The sequence below is a fragment of the Micromonospora sp. NPDC050397 genome, assembly GCF_044901685.1.
In the GTDB taxonomy this organism is placed as follows: Bacteria; Actinomycetota; Actinomycetes; order Mycobacteriales; family Micromonosporaceae; genus Micromonospora_G.
The window spans coordinates 58,599-74,990 of record NZ_JBJDPS010000020.1; the positions used below are offsets into that span (position 1 = coordinate 58,599).

At 73.3% G+C, this 16,392-nt stretch carries 15 protein-coding genes and 1 pseudogene; 6 read left to right on the top strand and 10 right to left on the bottom strand.

Going from position 1 to position 16,392, the window contains the following annotated elements:
• Position 1: 1 nt before the first annotated feature.
• From ACI2K4_RS33190 to ACI2K4_RS33210, 5 genes are all read right to left on the bottom strand, one after another.
• Positions 2-652, bottom strand: coding sequence for a hypothetical protein (locus ACI2K4_RS33190; protein WP_404517087.1), 651 nt, complete (start codon positions 650-652; stop codon positions 2-4).
• Positions 649-3,351 carry an FtsK/SpoIIIE domain-containing protein gene (locus ACI2K4_RS33195; protein WP_404517089.1) on the bottom strand — a complete coding sequence of 901 codons (2,703 nt, stop codon included), beginning with the start codon at positions 3,349-3,351 and terminating at the stop codon, positions 649-651. The genes ACI2K4_RS33190 and ACI2K4_RS33195 overlap by 4 nt, the downstream gene beginning before the upstream one ends.
• Positions 3,344-4,213, bottom strand: coding sequence for a hypothetical protein (locus ACI2K4_RS33200; RefSeq protein ID WP_404517091.1), 870 nt, complete (start codon positions 4,211-4,213; stop codon positions 3,344-3,346). Before ACI2K4_RS33200 ends, ACI2K4_RS33195 begins: the two co-directional genes overlap by 8 nt.
• Positions 4,214-4,220: 7 nt before the next feature.
• Positions 4,221-4,481 carry a hypothetical protein gene (locus ACI2K4_RS33205; RefSeq protein ID WP_121160520.1) on the bottom strand — a complete coding sequence of 87 codons (261 nt, stop codon included), beginning with the start codon at positions 4,479-4,481 and terminating at the stop codon, positions 4,221-4,223.
• 240 nt (positions 4,482-4,721) lie between these two features.
• On the bottom strand, positions 4,722-5,123 hold the full coding sequence (locus ACI2K4_RS33210; protein WP_404517160.1) for a hypothetical protein: 402 nt from the start codon (positions 5,121-5,123) through the stop codon (positions 4,722-4,724).
• A gap of 143 nt (positions 5,124-5,266) precedes the next feature.
• Here ACI2K4_RS33210 and ACI2K4_RS33215 point away from each other — a divergent pair.
• The 3 genes and pseudogenes from ACI2K4_RS33215 to ACI2K4_RS33225 all read left to right on the top strand — a co-directional run.
• Positions 5,267-7,817, top strand: a pseudogene (locus ACI2K4_RS33215) (ATP-dependent Clp protease ATP-binding subunit); the annotation flags it as partial.
• 168 nt (positions 7,818-7,985) lie between these two features.
• On the top strand, positions 7,986-8,198 hold the full coding sequence (locus ACI2K4_RS33220) for a hypothetical protein (RefSeq protein WP_404517171.1): 213 nt from the start codon (positions 7,986-7,988) through the stop codon (positions 8,196-8,198).
• Positions 8,198-8,548, top strand: a complete 351-nt coding sequence (locus ACI2K4_RS33225; RefSeq protein WP_404517093.1) for a DUF3140 domain-containing protein — start codon at positions 8,198-8,200, stop codon at positions 8,546-8,548. Before ACI2K4_RS33220 ends, ACI2K4_RS33225 begins: the two co-directional genes overlap by 1 nt.
• Before the next feature lie 111 nt (positions 8,549-8,659).
• On the opposite strand, the gene ACI2K4_RS33230 is transcribed toward ACI2K4_RS33225, so the two are convergent.
• Positions 8,660-8,896 carry a hypothetical protein gene (locus tag ACI2K4_RS33230; protein WP_404517095.1) on the bottom strand — a complete coding sequence of 79 codons (237 nt, stop codon included), beginning with the start codon at positions 8,894-8,896 and terminating at the stop codon, positions 8,660-8,662.
• 120 nt (positions 8,897-9,016) lie between these two features.
• Between ACI2K4_RS33230 and ACI2K4_RS33235 the strand changes: the two genes are divergently transcribed.
• Positions 9,017-9,625, top strand: coding sequence for a hypothetical protein (locus ACI2K4_RS33235; RefSeq protein ID WP_404517096.1), 609 nt, complete (start codon positions 9,017-9,019; stop codon positions 9,623-9,625).
• A 70-nt stretch (positions 9,626-9,695) separates the two neighbouring features.
• Here the strand turns inward: ACI2K4_RS33235 and ACI2K4_RS33240 are convergent, their stop codons facing one another.
• From ACI2K4_RS33240 to ACI2K4_RS33255, 4 genes are all read right to left on the bottom strand, one after another.
• Positions 9,696-11,180, bottom strand: coding sequence for a S1 family peptidase (locus tag ACI2K4_RS33240; RefSeq protein ID WP_404517097.1), 1,485 nt, complete (start codon positions 11,178-11,180; stop codon positions 9,696-9,698).
• Between the two features lie 450 nt (positions 11,181-11,630).
• On the bottom strand, positions 11,631-12,602 hold the full coding sequence (locus ACI2K4_RS33245) for a LysR family transcriptional regulator (RefSeq protein WP_404517098.1): 972 nt from the start codon (positions 12,600-12,602) through the stop codon (positions 11,631-11,633).
• Between the two features lie 100 nt (positions 12,603-12,702).
• Positions 12,703-13,404 (bottom strand): ThuA domain-containing protein, encoded by a 702-nt coding sequence (locus ACI2K4_RS33250; RefSeq protein WP_404517099.1) that lies wholly within the window; start codon positions 13,402-13,404, stop codon positions 12,703-12,705.
• Positions 13,405-13,452: 48 nt separating this feature from the next.
• A complete protein-coding gene (locus ACI2K4_RS33255) occupies positions 13,453-14,100 on the bottom strand; it encodes a hemerythrin domain-containing protein (protein WP_404517100.1) in 648 nt (215 codons plus the stop codon).
• A gap of 183 nt (positions 14,101-14,283) precedes the next feature.
• Between ACI2K4_RS33255 and ACI2K4_RS33260 the strand changes: the two genes are divergently transcribed.
• Positions 14,284-15,612: a M20/M25/M40 family metallo-hydrolase gene (locus ACI2K4_RS33260; RefSeq protein WP_404517102.1), complete on the top strand. Its 1,329-nt coding sequence runs from the start codon at positions 14,284-14,286 to the stop codon at positions 15,610-15,612.
• Between the two features lie 98 nt (positions 15,613-15,710).
• Positions 15,711-16,385, top strand: coding sequence for a hypothetical protein (locus ACI2K4_RS33265; protein WP_404517104.1), 675 nt, complete (start codon positions 15,711-15,713; stop codon positions 16,383-16,385).
• The last annotated feature ends 7 nt before the right edge of the window (positions 16,386-16,392 follow it).

Below are 16,392 nucleotides of genomic sequence, written 5' to 3' on the forward strand. Positions count from 1 at the left end.
CTCAGCGGAACACGGCGAAGAGGGTGGCGGTGGTCAGCGCGCCGGCCACGACCACCACGGTCACCGCCCTCGGGTCCAGACCGGCGTGCCGCCGGTCGGCGAGCAGCTTCGCCGGGGCCAACCCGACCAGCGGGCCGAGCAGGGTCACCACCAGGCTCAGCACCGGCATCCCCACGGCCAGGTCGCCGCCGTACCGGACACCGGCGGCGCGCGCGGCGAACCCGAGGGCGTACGCGAGCGCGGCGCCGAGCACCCCGAAGCCGGCCAGCAGCGGGTGGGTCGAACTGGGCAACTCGCCCGGGTGCCTGGTCCGGTCGAGCAGGTCACGTACCCCGTCGAGCAGCATCGCCGGGTCGGTCGGCGGACCCGGCGTCGGCACCGGTGGGTCGCCGATCCGGCGGGCACCGGGGCCGAGCCGCTCCCGCAGCGTCTGCCACAGGTGGAGCACCTCGGCCTCGGTCGCCTCGGCCTCCTGACCGGCCGAGGCGAGTTCCGCCTCGGCCCGCCGCACCGCCTGTTCGGCGTCGCGTACGGCGCGCTCGGCCGCCGCGCACTGGTCGGCGTACCAGCTCTCCGCCTCGGCCCGCTCGGCGTCCATCCGGGCGGTGGCGTCGGCCAGCCGGCGGATCAGCTCGGCGTAGGTCTCGCTCATCGGGCCGGTCCGTACGGGATGATCGTCTGCCCGGTACGGTGCACCGCCCGGTCGAAGAAGAGCCCCCGCCACGGCCGGGGATACCAGTCCGGGCCACCGGTGCCCGGATAGAGCGACGAACCCAGCTCGGCCCCCTGCACGTCCAGCGCCACCCAGGCGCCGATCTGGTCGGTACGCGAGGCCGGGCCGCCCAGGTCCGCCCGCATTCGGGCCACCCCCCGCCACCAGGCGAGCACGTGCGTACGCCGCTCCGGCCCGTCGTGCAGGATCTGCCGCAGGTGCTCCAGCCCGGTACGCCCACCGGCGCGGGCGGCCAGCCGGTTCGCCGCCGCGTCGACCGCGTACAGCAGCAGGTAGTGCGGCTCGCCCGGGGCGGCGCCCAGGCCCAGCCCGGTGGCGGTCTCGCTCATCAGCTCCGGCACGGTCTCCTCGTCGTACCAGGCCGCGTCGTCGCCGAGGGTGTCGTAGAGCGACCGGGCGGCCGGGTCGGCGTCCGGGTCCAGGCAGGCGATCGAGAACCGGGCGGTGCCGGGCCGGTGCTGGCGGTGCAACGACCGGGCGGCGGCGTCGAGCACCGCGCACGCCTCGTCCACCCGGGTACCGAGCACGGCCAGGTTCCGACCGGGCGCGCGGGGCAGCCGCATCCCGGCCGACCGGGCCTGTACGTCGATGATCTCGCCGAGCAGGGCGAGCGGACCCCGTGGGCTCCCTGTGGCTCGTCCCTCGGCCGACTCCTCGACCGGGCGCAGCGCGGCGAAGTCCGGCGCGTCGCCGAGCCGGGGCACCGCGTCACCGTCGAAGAGCCGGGCCGGCGCGGCGTCCTGCGGGCGCATCCGCCAGAGCTGGTTCTGCAACTCGCTCCAGGTGCCCCAGTCGCTGGCCGACGGGATCTGGGCCACCTGGTTGCCCTCCACCATGCCGGACTCGGCGTTGACCACGGCGTGATGCCGGGGCAGCGCCTGGGCGGCGTCGTTGCGTTCGGCCAGGATGCGCAGCGCCTTCGGCAGTGCGATCCGGAGGGTGAACTGGGCGACCAGTGCCGGCCGCCCCCAGAGCGCCTCGATGCCGCGTACGTCCTGCGAGGCGAGGACCAGGTGGATGCCCTGCGACCGGCCCCGTCGGGCCAGGTCCTCGAGCAGGTCGGCCGCCTCCCGGGCGACCGCGTCCCGACCGGCGAGCAGCATCTGGAACTCGTCGACCACCGCCACGATCCGGGGCCAGTGCCCGTCCGGGTCGACCGCGCGCAGCTCGGCCAGTTTGGTCACCTCGTGTCGCTTCGCCGCGTCGGCCCGGCGACGCAGCTCCTCGGCGAGGAAGCGGAGCAGGGCGAGCCCGAACTCGCGGTCGGTGTTGACGTTGATGCCGACCAGGCGCATGTGCGGCAGCCAGCTCGGGTCCCGCCGGCCCTGGGCGAACCGGGCGAAGGAGACCCCCTCCTTGAAGTCGAGCAGGTAGAACTCCAGCTCGGCGGGGGAGTAGCGGGCGGCGAGCGAGCCGATCCAGGCGAAGATTAGGTTGGTCTTGCCGGTGCCGGACGGGCCGCCGATCAGCGCGTGCGGCGGGTAGTCACCGAGGGTGAGCAGCACCGGCCGCCCCTGCGGGCCGTCGCCGATCGGTGCGGTCAGGCCACCGGCGGACCCTTCCTTCCACATCTGGTCGACCGGGGGCAGCAGGTCGGTGAAGGGCGCCGGGGCGGGACCGGCGGTGACCGTGGCGGCGATCTCCCGGCAGGTGTCGGTCACCAGGCTGGCCGGCGGCGGCGGATCGAGCCGCACCGGCAGCCCCGGGGCGGTACGCAGCCGGGTCAGTCCGTCACCGACCAGCACCCGTTCGACGGTCGGTTCGTCCGGCAGCTCGATGCCCCGGACCACCAGGTGCACCCCGCAGGCGGCGCCGGTGCGGACCACCCGGTCGAGCTGCCCGCGCTCGTGGCGGGAGAGCTCGTCGCCGCCGAGCAGCACCGCCACCCGCCACGGTTCGGGGCGCCGGCCGGTCGCGGCGGCGAGTTCGCGCAGCGACGCGTACTCACCGGCGAGCACGGTCTCGTTGATCCGGCGGATCTGGTCGACCAGGTCGTCGAGGAGCCGGGCCAGCCCGCCCGGTCCGACGAAGGTGAGCAGGCCGGCGGTGGAGAGCGGGGCGAACCCGGCCAGCCCGCCACCGAGGTGCTCCGGGTCGTACCCGATCAGCCGGACCGCGCCCGGCTCGGCGCGGCCGACCGCCCGCAACAGCAGGGCGGCCACCACCGCGTCGCAGCCGGCCCGGTCCTCCCCGGCGAGGTGCACGTGTCCCCGGTCGAGCAGCGGGACCAGGGCGGGCACCGGTTCGGCGTCGGGCAGCCGGACCGCGCCGATCCGCAGCGCGCCGGCGGGTTCGTGCCGGTTGGCCGGGCTCGGGCGCCAGACCGGCCAGGCCGCGCTGGCCGCGCCGGGTGCCGCGTCGGTCGCCGCCTCGGCGGTACGCCGGGCCAGCAGGATCAGTTCGGCCTCGTACTCGTCGGCTATCTCGGCGAGGCGGCGGTCCCGTTCGGCGCCGACCCGCTGCGGCACCCGCGCGGCGGCCCGCCGGGTGCGGGTCAGCCGGTCCCGCGAACCGTCGAGTTCGGTACGGGCCTGGGTGAGCCTGCCCCGCGTCGCGCCGAGCGCGTGCGACAGCATGCCGCGGACCCGGGTGACGAGCTGGGTCCGGACGTCAGCCATCGGACTCCCGAAGTGTCTGGGCGGCCACCGAGCGGGCGTCCCGGCCGAGCCGGTTGAGCAGCAGCCCGGTGAGTACGCCGGCAGCCACCGCCGGGTCGGCCGGGTGCGGCGGCGCGGTGGGGTTCTTCGGCGGCGGCATCCGGCAGACCCGGCTCAGCGCCGTCTCCAGCACCTCGGCCGGCAGGCCGGGCAGCAGGTCCCGGGCCTTGCCGGTGAGTTCGCCCCGCAGCCGGGGCAGGTCCTGCGCCCGGGGCGGGTGCCCGAGCAGTTCCGCCGCCAGGTCGCGCAGCATCGGTGGAGCCACCGCGGCCATCCCGAGCCCCACGTCGGCCGGTACGTCACGCAACTGGGCGTGCAGTTGGCCACGGTCGTCGGCGCGTACCCGTTCGGCGACCCGGCGCAGCAGGTCCTCCGCGTCGGTGATCTCGCGGTCGGGTTTTGCCCCGGGCGCGTCGCGCTGGCCGGTCAGCTCGGTCACCCGGACCGACCACCACCGGTGCACCGGTCCGGCCTCGCCGCGCGGCTCGGGTACCGGCCCCGGCCCAGCGGTCGGCTGGTCGTCGGTGGGTTCGCGGCGCGGCGTGGGCCCGGCGGCCGGCGGTCCGTCGCCGGCCAGCCCGATCGCGGCCAGGTACGCGGCGAACTGGTCCTGGGCCACCCGCAGTACGTGTCCGGCGGTCTCGGCGTGCTCGGTGGCGGCGGAGAGTTCGGGGACCCCCATCGGGTCGGCCGACTCCTGCCGGACCCAGCGCAGCCGGTCGGCGGCCTGCCGGAGCCGGTCCAGCGCCTCGGTCACCTGCACCAGTGGCAGTTCGTCGGCGGCGGCCCGCACCTGTGCGCCCAGTTCCTCGACGATGGACATGGGCGGCTCAGAGCGTCGAGACGTAGAGCTGTGCCTGCTCCACCGCGGCGAGGGTGGCGGAGAGACATTCCTCCAGTTCCTGCGACGCCTGGGTCAGCGACGCCTGCGCGGCGCTGACCGTCTCGTGCCCACTGCCCTCCAGGGCGCCGGCCAGCGTCTGCTGTGCCTCGGTCAGCTTCTCGCTGGCCGCCTGCACGGCGGTCTGGCCCTCGGTGATCTGCTGGAGGGCGGCATCGATGGCTGCTTTCAGCTCGGCGACGCTCGCCACGGCGAACCTCCTGGGGGCGGCGGAGAGGGTTTTCATTAGAAGGTAATGCCGTTCTGGGGTCAACATATCCGGCTGGGCGGTTACCGCCCGGCTGTCCGGTCCGGCGTGCCTTGGACGGCTTCACGTAAGTACGCGGTCGGACCAGGCAGTCGCGTTTTCGGGCAGCATTGAGTCGGATCTCCGACAGTCCGCCCACAAACCCGGTCTGCCGAGCGGTCGGCCGTACCGTGGCAGCCGGTCTCAGGTGTTCGCGCCCCGGTCGGTCACCGGACGAAGCCAGCGCGGGCCGCGTACCTCGGCGCCGAGCGCGGTCACCCGGGCCCGCAGCTCCCGGTCGGCGGTGACCACCACGCAGCGCCGCCCCGGCGCCTCGGCCCGCACCAGCTCGACGATCCGGTCGTCGCCGGAACCGGGGGCCGGCACCACCCGCACCCGCTCCGCGCCGGGTACGTCCCGGGCCGCCCCCTCCACCACCAGCACCACCTCCACCGGCGCCGGCAGCTCGGGCAGACCGCCGTCGGCGACCCCGCCGAGCGCGTCGCGCAGCCGGGCCGCCGCCCCGGCCCGGTCCCGCCACCAGCCGTCCGGCCGGGAACCCATCACGTTGGCGGCGTCCACGACCAGCAGCGGTTCGTTCTCCACCCGCCCAGCCTGCTCCACCCGCCCAGCCTGCTCCACTCGCCCAGCCTGCTCCACGTGCCCAGCCTGCCACCGGCCCGGGTTTGTCGGGGCCGCCGCCGGGTAGGCCACGCCGACCGTGTCGTGCCCGCCGAAGGGGACCAGAGATGACGCAGCCGCCCGGTGACTCCGGCGTTGACCCCTGGGACGAGTTCCTGGCCCGTTACTTCGGGCGTGGCGAAGGGCGCCGGCCGGCCCACCGGGTGGACATCACGCGACTGATGACCGCCGATGCCCGGGAACTGCTCGCCGACGCCGCCCGCCGGGCCGCCTCCGCCTCCAGCAGCGACCTCGACACCGACCACCTGCTCTGGGCCGCCTTGCAGCGTGAACCGCTGCGTGAGCTGGTCCGGCGGGCCGGCGCGGACCCGGACGCGCTGGCCGGCGCGCTCGGTGGTCAGCAGCGTCCGGCCGAGCCGCCGCCGCACGGTCAGGTGCCGCCGAACCTCTCGCTCACCCCGGCCGCCAAGCGGGCGCTGCTCGACGCCCACCAGCTCTCCCGCGCCATGGGCGCCTCCTACATCGGGCCGGAGCACATCCTGATGGCGCTGCCGCTCAATCCCGAGTCGCCAGCCGGTCGGATGCTCGCCGCCGGGCGGATCCAGCCGCAGGCGTTGCAGAACGCGAACTCGGAGCGGTCCGGCGCCCAGGCGCCGAAGCCCGACCGGGGCACCCCGACCCTGGACCAGTACGGCCAGGACCTCACCGACCTGGCCCGCGCCGACGAGATCGACCCGGTGATCGGGCGGGCCGACGAGATCGAGCAGGCGGTGGAGATCCTCTCCCGGCGGACGAAGAACAACCCGGTGCTGATCGGCGAGGCGGGGGTCGGCAAGACGGCCATCGTGGAGGGACTGGCGGAACGGATCGCCGACGGGGACGTACCGCGCACGCTGCTCGGCAAGCGCGTGGTCCAGTTGGACCTGGCCGGGCTGGTCGCCGGCACCCGCTACCGGGGCGACTTCGAGGAGCGGCTGAAGAAGGTGATCGACGAGATCCGGGCCCACGGCGAGGAACTCATCGTCTTCCTCGACGAACTGCACACCCTGGTCGGTGCCGGCGGCGCGGGCAGCGAGGGCGGCATGGACGCGAGCAACATGCTCAAGCCGGCGCTGGCCCGGGGCGAACTGCGGGTGGTCGGCGCGACCACGCTCAACGAGTACCGCCGGCACATCGAGAAGGACGCGGCGCTGGCCCGGCGGTTCCAGCCGGTGATGGTGCCGGAGCCGTCGGTGGAGGACACGGTGGCGATCCTGCGCGGCCTGCGGGACCGGTACGAGGCCCACCACCAGGTGCGTTTCACCGACGAGGCACTGGTCGCCGCCGCCGAACTGGCCGATCGTTACCTGACCGACCGGTTCCTGCCGGACAAGGCGATCGACCTGCTCGACCAGGCCGGCGCCCGGGTACGGTTGCGCACCCGTACCCCGGACAACGACGTACGGGACCTGGAGCGGGAGCTGGAGGACCTGCGCCGGGACAAGGAACAGTCGGTCGCCGACGAGCAGTACGAGCGGGCGTCGCAGCTACGCGACCGGTTGCAGGAGGTGCAGGAGCGGATCGAGGCGTCCCGGGGCGACAACGGCCAGCAGCAGGTCCCCGAGGTCCGGCCGCAGGAGATCGCCGAGGTGGTGTCCCGGGCCACCGGCATCCCGGTCAGCCAGCTCACCGAGGAGGAGCGCGACCGGCTGCTGCGGCTGGAGGGGCACCTGCACGAGCGGATCGTCGGCCAGGACGACGCGGTCAACGCGGTCGCCGAGGCGGTACGGCGCTCCCGTACCGGGCTGGCCGACCCGGACCGGCCGATGGGCAGCTTCCTGTTCCTCGGCCCGACCGGGGTGGGCAAGACCGAGCTGGCCCGGGCCCTGGCCGAGGCGCTGTTCGGCGAGTCGGACCGGATGATCCGGCTGGACATGAGCGAGTTCCAGGAACGGCACACGGTCAGTCGGTTGGTCGGTGCCCCGCCCGGATACGTCGGGTACGAGGAGGCGGGCCAGCTCACCGAGGCGGTGCGCCGCCGCCCGTACGCGGTGGTGCTGCTCGACGAGATCGAGAAGGCGCATCCGGACGTGTTCAACATCCTGCTCCAGGTGCTCGACGACGGCCGGCTCACCGACAGCCAGGGCCGGGCGGTCAACTTCCGCAACACCGTCATGATCATGACGAGCAACCTCGGCTCGGAGCTGATCACCGGCACCCAGCGCAGTGTCGGCTTCGGCGGCGACGGTGCCGAGGACGAGAGCATCGAGCTGCGGGAGCGGTTGATGCGCCGGTTGCAGGAGCATTTCCGGCCGGAGTTCCTCAACCGGATCGACGAGGTGATCATCTTCCGGCGGTTGGAGGGCGAGCAGCTCCGGCAGATCAGCGAACTGCTGCTGAAGGAGACCCGCCAGCGGCTGCACGCGCAGGACATCGTCGTCGACTTCACCACCGCCGGAGTCGACTGGATCGCCGAGCACGGCTACCAGCCGGAGTTCGGTGCCCGGCCGCTGCGCCGGACCATCCAGCGTGAGATCGACAACCGGCTCTCCCGGATGCTGCTGGACGGCTCGCTCTCACCCGGCCAACGGGTCACCGTCGACGCCGCCGACGGCGCGCTCACCTTCGACGTGGCCGACACCGGCCGGCGCAGCGGCCGCAATCCGACCCCGGCCCCGGCGGGCGCCGAATGAGGACGGGCCGGCACGGCGTGAGAAAGGGCTGGCACGGCCTGAGGACGGGCCGGCACGGCGTTCGAACGGGCTGGCACGGCGCGAGGACCGGCGGTGGGTCGGCAACCGGGGCGGACCCGCAGCGGGTCGCCGTGATGGCGAGGGGAGTCGGACGGTGAGTCAGCCTGAGGAGATCCGGGAGAAGAGCCCCAAGACCGACGCTGTCCTGCATCCGCCGACCGCGAACCCGGACCGGACCCAGTTACGCGACGAGCGCGACCTGCCGGGTCGCGCGGAGTCCGACCGTACGGAGTCGGCGCCGGACGGCTCGGACCGGGACGAGGACGAACCGGGGGAGACCCCGTCGAACTCCGGGAAGGAGCGGTGATGGCCCGCGAGCAGCGCATCGAGCCCGAGGTCGAGCGGTTGTGGCAGGACTTCCACGACCGGGTCAACGTCACCTCGGAACAGTTGCGTACCTGGCTGATGACCCAGGGTTCGGGGGAGGAGGCGTTCGGGCCCGGCCCGGACCTCGACCTGCCCGAGCCGGGTCGCCAGATCCTGGCCGTGAAGCGCAAGCGCAAGGTCGACCTGACCCCCGACGACATCGACGTCATGCGGGACACGGTGGTCGAGATCGAGGACCTGCTCGACTCCCGCCCCGGCGGCGGCCTCTCCGACGAAACCTGGCGCCGCGCCCTCCTGGACCTCGGCCACGACCCCCTCCTCGAACGCTGACGGTGTAAGGAAGGGCCCCTTATTATCGTTTTTTGTATAGGAAGGGGCCCTTCCTAACCTCGCGGCCGCGGGTGGCGGGCGGCGCGGGTGGCGGGCGGCGCGAGCGGGGGGTCAGGCGCCGCCGATGCTGGGGGTGCCGAGCCCGGCCGCCTCGACGGCGTCCTCCCGCTCGTCGCGCAGCGCCTCCTCGCGGCCGAGCAGGGCGGCGTACTCGGCGTACTCGGCGGGCGTGGGTGTCTCGGATGCCCGGCGCAGGAACGCCTCCACGTCACGGGAGGCGGCGGTGTGCGCGGCGGCGATCCGGCGGGCGATCTCGCGGGCGTCCTCGCCGGGAATCAGGTCGGTCATGTCCCTACCGGTACCCGGTTCGCCGCGTTTCGCACCTGGACGGTGCGCTGGGGGACGGGTCGGGCCGGGCGGTGGGTCGGCGCTCTTTCCACCCGGCCGACGCGGCGCGAGGATCACTTCATGCGTACGCGTAACGCGCCGCCCAATTCCCGCGCCTCACGGCTCGGCTGCCTCGTACCCGTCGTAGGTGTTGTCCTGCTCCTGCTTGTCCTCGCGTGGGGCGCCCTGCGGGGCCATGAGAGCGAGTGGTTCCAGCGGGTCGCCGGCCCGGTGGTGTTCCTCGTTTTGCTGCTCATGCTCGCGTTCCCGCTGCTCACGCTCCCGTTCCTGCTGAGCGGCCTCCCGGACGGGAACGACGAGGGGGAGCCGCCCGCGCGTCCGGGGCCGTCGGCTCCCGCGATCGTCAGCGCGCGCACGACCGTACGGGAGTTGGAGCAGGCACGGTGGCAGTTGGCCAAGGCCAGGCGGATGCTGGACCAACTGGAGGCCGAAAGGGACGCCGTACGGCGGGAGAAGCGTGACGAGACCGACCGCTACGAGCGGCTCGCCTCGATCACGCGGGAGCAGGCCGAACTGGTCGAGCACCTGATCACCCGTCAGTTGGTCCGGCAGTCGCGTACGACCTGGGTGCAGTGGTACGTCTCGCTGCTGCTGGCGTTCCTGCTGGGCCTGGTCGTGAACTGGGTCTCCGACCCGGTCTACGCCTGGCTGTTGCACCTGGGGCGGTGACCTGCAGACCTGTGGCGGTGGACGTACGCCCGGCCGGCGCGGGGAGTCTCCCCACGCCGGCCGGAACGTTTCACGGGTTGGTGATGCCGAGCGTGTAGCTGCCGGAGCCGCTGTACGCGTACACGTCGTAGCGGTAGTAACCGGCCGTGCCGTTGTACGTGATCGTCTCGTCCGAACTGGCGCTCTCACCGGCGGCCACGTCGACCCAGGCGCTGCCGTTCCACTTCTGCAGGTAGAGGTCGAAGTCCACTCCGGACGGTCCGTCGAGGCAGCCTCGGTGGGTGCCGGAGACGGTCGACTGGTAGTAGCTGCCGTTCGGCTGGAACTGGCTGTTTCCGCTGGTCACCGAGCCGCTGTAGGTCGCCTCGTAGCCGGTGCACCCGGTCGGCGGCGGCTCGCCGGGGCCGCCGCTGCCGGTGCGCAGGGTCAGGCCGTAGACCGACAGGATCTCGTTGACCGGCTGGAAGTAGGTGGTGCCGCCGGAGGAGCAGTTGCCCGAGCCGCCGGAGGTGACGCCCTGGGCCTGCTGTCCGGAGAGCCAGGAGCCGCCCGAGTCGCCCGGTTCGGCGCAGGCGTTGGTACGGGTCAGCCCGGAGACCGTGCCCTGCGGATAGGTCACCGAGGAGTTCTTGGCCTGCACGGTGCCGCAGCGCCAGCCGGTGGTGGAGCCGGAGCGGCAGATGGAGGCGCCGACGGCGGACTCGGTGGAGCCCGCCACGGTGACGTTGCCGCCGGAGTAGTTGTTCACCCACGGCTGCGGGGTCCAGTTCGAGTTGGTCTGCACCCAGGCGTAGTCGTTGCCCGGGAACGAGGAGCCCCGGAAGGTCCCCTGTGCCACCTGGTTGTAGCCCTGGGTCGCGGTGCCGGTGGTGCCGCAGTGGCCGGCGGTGACAAAGCCGCCGGTGACCGAGAAGCCGACCGAGCAGCGGCCACCCATGTAGTAGGCGTCGCCGCCGCGTACGTCGTAGTAGGGGACCGGGGACTCGGTGCTGGCGACCAGTTGGACCGCCGTGGCGTCGACCCCGCTGGCCTTGACGAAGGCGCTCGCCCCGCCGTTGCCGCCCTTGGCCAGCACCACCACGGTGTTGCTCCGCACGTCGACGTACCAGCCGGCGACCGTGTCGGCGGTCGCCTTGCCGGCCGCCCGGTCCAGGCCGCTCTTGATCCTGTCGAGTTCGGCCGCGCTGCGGGCGACCACCTTCGCCTGGGCACCGGCGGCGGTGACCCGACCGGTCAGGGCGGCGTCGGTGACGGCGACCACCAAAGCGGTGCCGTCGGCGTTCACCCAGCCGCCGGCGTACCCGCCGCCGAGTGTCTTGCGCAGGTCGGCGTCGGTCCGGCTGGCCTTGTCGTCGCGGGCGATCCGGGCCCGTGCCTCGGTGGCGTCCAGGCCGAGGTCGCGCTCCATCGCGGCGAGCATCTCGGGGCTCGCGGCGGCGCCGAGCACCGTCGCGGATCCCGTGCCGGGTGCGGCGGTCGCCGGTACGGCCACGGCCGGAACGACGCCGGCGGGCAGCAGGATCACCGCTGCCACCGCGGCGAGTCTTCGCTTCATCCGTCTGTCTCCTTGGGGGGTGTGCCGGCTCCCGGCCCCGGCGGATCGCCGTCGTGACCGTGGAGGGTGGACGGTGAGCGGGGCACGATCGGGGGTCTCCCCGCCCCACCGCCGGTGACGTGGTCGTCCCGCCAGTCCGGACGGCCGGCGCTGTGGATGGTCCGGGTGCCAAGCCGATCGGGGGTCGGCCCGTCCACCGGCGGTCGTCGGACCGTCGGCTGGGCCTGGATCGAGCAGGGCAGGCCAAACCTAACGGTCATTTGATTGACGTAGGTATATACCACCTGGCTCATATCGCGCCCCGGCGGCGGTGCCACACACCCCGCCCGCCAAGCGTCCGGAACCCGGCAGCGCCACCCACCGGGCGTCCGGACGCGCGCGCCCACCGGGCACCCGGACCCGGACCCGGGCACCGCGGGTGTTCGCCGTCCGGGCCGCCGCGGCCGTTTGTCAGGCGGCGGCCATCTGCTGTGGGCCGAACGCCGGGTTGCGGGCGAGCCAGGCGAGGTAGTCCGGGTTGCGGTGCAGCGAGTCGGTGTACGCCGCCACCGCGTGCCCCAGGACCCGGTCGGCGATCCCCGCCGCCGGGGCTTCCGGGTGCCAACCCAGCAGCAGCCGCCAGCGCAGCGGCGCGCCGGCCAGTGGACGGGTGACCAGGCCGGAGACCGGTCGGAAGGTGGCCTGGGCGAGCGCCACCGCCTCACCCGCGTCGACCAGGTCCAGGCAGCCACGGATGTCGGTCTCGTACATTTTGCGCGGGGTGAAGCCGGCCCGCGCGCAGGCCGCCGCGAAGCAGTCCCCGAAGCAGCCGTCGCCCGGCGCCACCGCCCACTGCTCGTCCCGGAGCATGGCCAGGCTCACCTCGTCCACCGCCGCCAACGGGTGTGCCTCGGGCAGTACGACGAAGATCGCGTCGACCGCGATCGCCCGCCAGGTCAGCCCGAACTCGGCCGACGGGGTGGCGTCGCCGCAGACCCCGGCCAGCGCGTAGTCGAGCCGACCGCCGAGCACCATCTGCGCCAGCTCGTCGACGTACCAGGACGCGTACGTGCTGATCTGGGCGTGCGGCTGGTCGGCGGCGAGCCGGTGCACCAGCCGGCCGACGAGCGGGCTGTTCACCCCGCCGAAGCGGTAGCGGCTCATTGTCGTACCGGTGCCGGCCAGCCGGGCCGCCTCGTCCTGCAACCCCTTCATCGCCGGCAGCAGCACCCGGGCCCGGGCCAGCACGAGTTCGCCGAGGGCGGTGGGCCGGGCACCGCGCCGGTCCCGTTCGAACAGCGGCCCGCCGAGGGTGCGCTCGATCCGCTGGAGCTGCGCGGTGAGGGCCGGTTGTGCCAGCCCCAGTGTGGACGCGGCCTTGGTGACGCTGCCCGTCTCCGCGATGGCGCAGACCACCTTCAGGTGTCGCAGCTCCAGGTTCATAGCGTGACGGTAGGACTATGACGGGATCTACGGGAAGACCTTCGGCCGGTGAAAGATCCCCCAAAGGAAAAGTAAAAAGTAACCGAACGGACACCCAGGACTAACGCGCCGCCCAGAGCAGCCCACGCTCGGTGATCGCGCGAACCTCCGGCGCGTCGAAATCGTCCAGTTTGTGGCCCACCGTCGAGACAAAAACCCGTCCCGCGCCCCACACACGCGTCCAGACCGCGGGCAGCGTGACCGGCACCTGCCACGGCGTGCCCGCGACCCGCCCCGGCGCCGCGCCAACGGCTGCGACGGCCGGCTCGGTCACCGGCTCGGTGTCGAAGGTGACCGTGGCCAGTACGTCGTTGAGCGGATCGCTCAGCACCCAGTATTTCTCGGTGTGCAGCGCGACCGTGCCGATACCGGCCACCACCGGATGGGCCGCCCGCGCCGGGACCACGGTCAGTTCATGATGGACAAAACCGGGCGGATGATGCACGAACACCCCGCCGGTGAGCTGGTGGTAGGTGGTGTGGTGGAACGCGCCCACGATGCCGCCGTGCCAGCCGGCGAAGCCGGTGCCGCCCCGTACCGCCTCGGCCAGCCCCTCGGCCTGGGCGTCGGTGATGGTCCCGATCGACCAGCACTGCACGACCAGGTCGGCGGCGGCCAGCCGGGCGGCGTCGGTGTAGACGTCCAGGTCGGAGTGGACCTCCACGGCGAAACCCCGGGACCGCAGGAGCGGGATGAACAGCTCCGTCGCCGCCACCGGCGCGTGGCCCTCCCAACCGCCCCGCACCACGATCGCGTCCCGCACCGTCGTACCCCTTCCGTCCGGACCCGGTCGGCCCGGCGGCGGGTCCGGTCAGGGCCGGGTGCCGTCGGGCAGGTCGTCAACGTACGTCTGCCGCCCGGTCACCGCGTCCCGGACCTTGTCGACCACGCCCACCGCCGGTTCCACGATCCGGTTCCACGGGGGCGTCGCCGGGGTGTCCGGATGCGGCCGGGTGGGAGCCGCCTCCTCGGCGATCTGCACCCGGTTGCCCAGCCGGATCAGCTCCGCCTCGCTGGCCACCGTACGCAGGGCGGGGAAGATCTCGGTCGTCGCCGCCCGGGTGTGCCGGTCCACCTGCCCGGTGACCTCGGCCACCGCCGCGCCGTACGCCGGGTCGTCCGACGCCGTGCCGGAGAGTTCCCGCAGCGCGCGCAGCAGGTCCGCGTCCGCGGCGATCTCCCGGTCGGCGACCTCCGCCCCGTCCGCCAGCGCGCCACGCACACTCGGGTAGAGGTACTGCTCCTCGCCGGAGAGGTGCCGGGTGACGGTCGCCACGAGCACCTCGGCCACCCGGTGCCGCTGGTCGGCGGCGAGCGCCGGGTCGGCCAGCTCCCGGCAGAGGGCGCCGATCTGCTCGTGCTCCTCGGTGAGCAGGTCGACCATGCTGAGCCCGCCCGGGCGGTAGTGGTCGTCGTCGACGCCGGCGGTGGGCGGGAGCGGGGGAAGGGGCACGGTCACGACGTTCCTCCTGCGGGGGTCGGCACCCCGGTCCACCGGGGCGGTGGCGGTGGTACCTGGTCAACGGGGTAGTCATGTCGGCGGATATGCGAACGCCAGCGGCGATACCCGGGGCCGTAACCAACCAAACCCGCGGTGGGCCGACCCGACCGTCACCCGGTCCGGGCTGGTAAGAAGAACCGCATGACCAGCCAAGCCGCGCCCAGCCAGCCCAGTGCCGTCGACGAGGTCGTCGACATCTGCCGTGACCTGCTGCGCATCGACACCAGCAACACCGGGGACAACGCCACCAGTGCCGGCGAACGGGTCGCCGCCGAGTACGTGGCCGCCCAGCTCGCCGAGGTCGGCATCGGTGCGGAGCTGCGCGAGTCGGCCCCCGGCCGGACCAGCCTGGTCGCCCGGATCCCCGGCACCGACCCCGGGCGGGGGGCGCTGCTGGTGCACGGTCATCTCGACGTGGTCCCGGCCGACGCCAGCGAGTGGTCGGTGGACCCGTTCTCCGGGGAGGTCCGCGACGGCTACCTGTGGGGTCGGGGCGCGATCGACATGAAGGACTTCGACGCGATGACGCTCGCCGTGGTGCGCCAGTGGCAGCGCACCGGCGTACGTCCCCCGCGCGACATCGTGCTGGCCTTCACCGCCGACGAGGAGGCCGGCGGCGACTACGGCGCGCACTTCCTGGTCGAGCGGCACCCGGAGCTGTTCGACGGCTGCACCGAGGCGATCGGCGAGGTCGGCGGCTTCTCCTACACCGTCAACGACGACCTGCGGCTCTACCTGATCGAGACCGCCGAGAAGGGGCTGGACTGGCTGCGCCTGCACGCCAAGGGCCGCCCCGGCCACGGCTCGATGATCCACGACGACAACGCGGTCACCGCGCTCGCCGAGGCGGTGGCGCGGGTCGGCCGGCACCGCTTCCCGGTGGTGCTCACCCCGACCGTACGGACCTTCCTGGAGCAGGTCTCGGAGCTGCTCGGGATCCAGTTCGACCCGGACGACCCGGAGACGGCGATCGCCAAGCTCGGGCCGATCGCGAACCTCGTCGGGGCGACCATCCGCAACACCGCCAACCCGACCCGCCTCGACGCCGGCTACAAGGACAACGTGATCCCCGGCCGGGCCACCGCGACGATCGACTGCCGCAGCCTGCCCGGTCAGTCCGAGCTGCTGCTGGAGCAGTTGCGCCAGGTGATCGGCCCGGACATCGAGGTCGAGTACGTCCACCGCCAGCCGGCGGTGGAGACCAGCTTCGACGGGGAACTGGTCGACGCGATGGCCGCCGCGTTACGGGCGGAGGACCCGGGCGCCCGGCCGGTGCCGTACATGCTCTCCGGCGGCACCGACGCCAAGGCGTTCCAACGGCTGGGCATCCGGTGCTTCGGATTCGCCCCGCTGCGACTGCCGGCCGACCTGAACTTCAGCGCGTTGTTCCATGGCATTGACGAGCGGGTACCGGTGGACGGACTACAGTTCGGCGTGCGGGTGCTCGACCGGTTCCTGCGCGGCTCCTGAATCCGCGTCGGCGCAGCTCGCACACCCCGCCGCGTCACCCACGCGCCGCGGGTGCATCATCTCGCCCGCGTTTGCCACCTCGAAGGGAAAGCCACACCATGACCGACCAGCACGCCGAGCTGGACGCCGCCCTGGAGCGGGTCATCGAGACCGCCCGGGCTCACCTCGCCGCAGTCAAGGCCGCCGAGGGCCGGATCGACGACGACAACGTCTGGCAGGCGTACGTCGCGCTCAACAACGCCTCGTTCGAGTACGACGAGCGCCTGCTCGACGCGTTCGGCGAGGTCACTCCCTGGGACGTGGAGTCGATCGACCCGAACGAGGCCGACGAGCGGTTCGGCGTCGGACTGGGTGGGGTGGACGGCACCGAACCGTCCGACCCGCACCCCCGGGTTCTCTCGGTCCGCCAGCGCCGTGACTACCGGGTGCCGAGCGTCGCCGCGCTGATCCGGGTGGCGGAGGCGGCCCGCCGGTCCGCCGCGCCCGAGGACGAGGACTCCGAGCCGGTCGAGGGGGTCGGCGAGGCGGTGCTGGAGCTGCTCCAGACCGGTGACGGCTCGCTCGGCGCGCTCGACATCCCGGAGCTCGAACCGCTCGACGGGCTGGTGATCGTCAGCGAGGTGGCGGTGCCGCTGAACCTGGAGTCGTTCGACGACGACGACAGCGCCGGGCCGTTCCGGCCGGATGCCGAGGACCAGCTAGTCGGCCGGCTCGACGAGCACCCGTTCCTGCCGACCGAGGTCGACGACGACGAGGTGCCGTCGGTCCGGTAACCACCGG

Excerpts from the sequence above, each read along its gene's own strand:
- ACI2K4_RS33190 (WP_404517087.1), bottom strand. The coding sequence starts at position 652 with ATGAGCGAGACCTACGCCGAGCTGATCCGCCGGCTGGCCGACGCCACC.
- ACI2K4_RS33195 (WP_404517089.1), bottom strand. The coding sequence starts at position 3,351 with ATGGCTGACGTCCGGACCCAGCTCGTCACCCGGGTCCGCGGCATGCTG.
- ACI2K4_RS33200 (WP_404517091.1), bottom strand. The coding sequence starts at position 4,213 with ATGTCCATCGTCGAGGAACTGGGCGCACAGGTGCGGGCCGCCGCCGAC.
- ACI2K4_RS33225 (WP_404517093.1), top strand. The coding sequence starts at position 8,198 with ATGGCCCGCGAGCAGCGCATCGAGCCCGAGGTCGAGCGGTTGTGGCAG.
- ACI2K4_RS33230 (WP_404517095.1), bottom strand. The coding sequence starts at position 8,896 with ATGACCGACCTGATTCCCGGCGAGGACGCCCGCGAGATCGCCCGCCGG.
- ACI2K4_RS33235 (WP_404517096.1), top strand. The coding sequence starts at position 9,017 with ATGCGTACGCGTAACGCGCCGCCCAATTCCCGCGCCTCACGGCTCGGC.
- ACI2K4_RS33240 (WP_404517097.1), bottom strand. The coding sequence starts at position 11,180 with ATGAAGCGAAGACTCGCCGCGGTGGCAGCGGTGATCCTGCTGCCCGCC.
- ACI2K4_RS33245 (WP_404517098.1), bottom strand. The coding sequence starts at position 12,602 with ATGAACCTGGAGCTGCGACACCTGAAGGTGGTCTGCGCCATCGCGGAG.
- ACI2K4_RS33260 (WP_404517102.1), top strand. The coding sequence starts at position 14,284 with ATGACCAGCCAAGCCGCGCCCAGCCAGCCCAGTGCCGTCGACGAGGTC.
- ACI2K4_RS33265 (WP_404517104.1), top strand. The coding sequence starts at position 15,711 with ATGACCGACCAGCACGCCGAGCTGGACGCCGCCCTGGAGCGGGTCATC.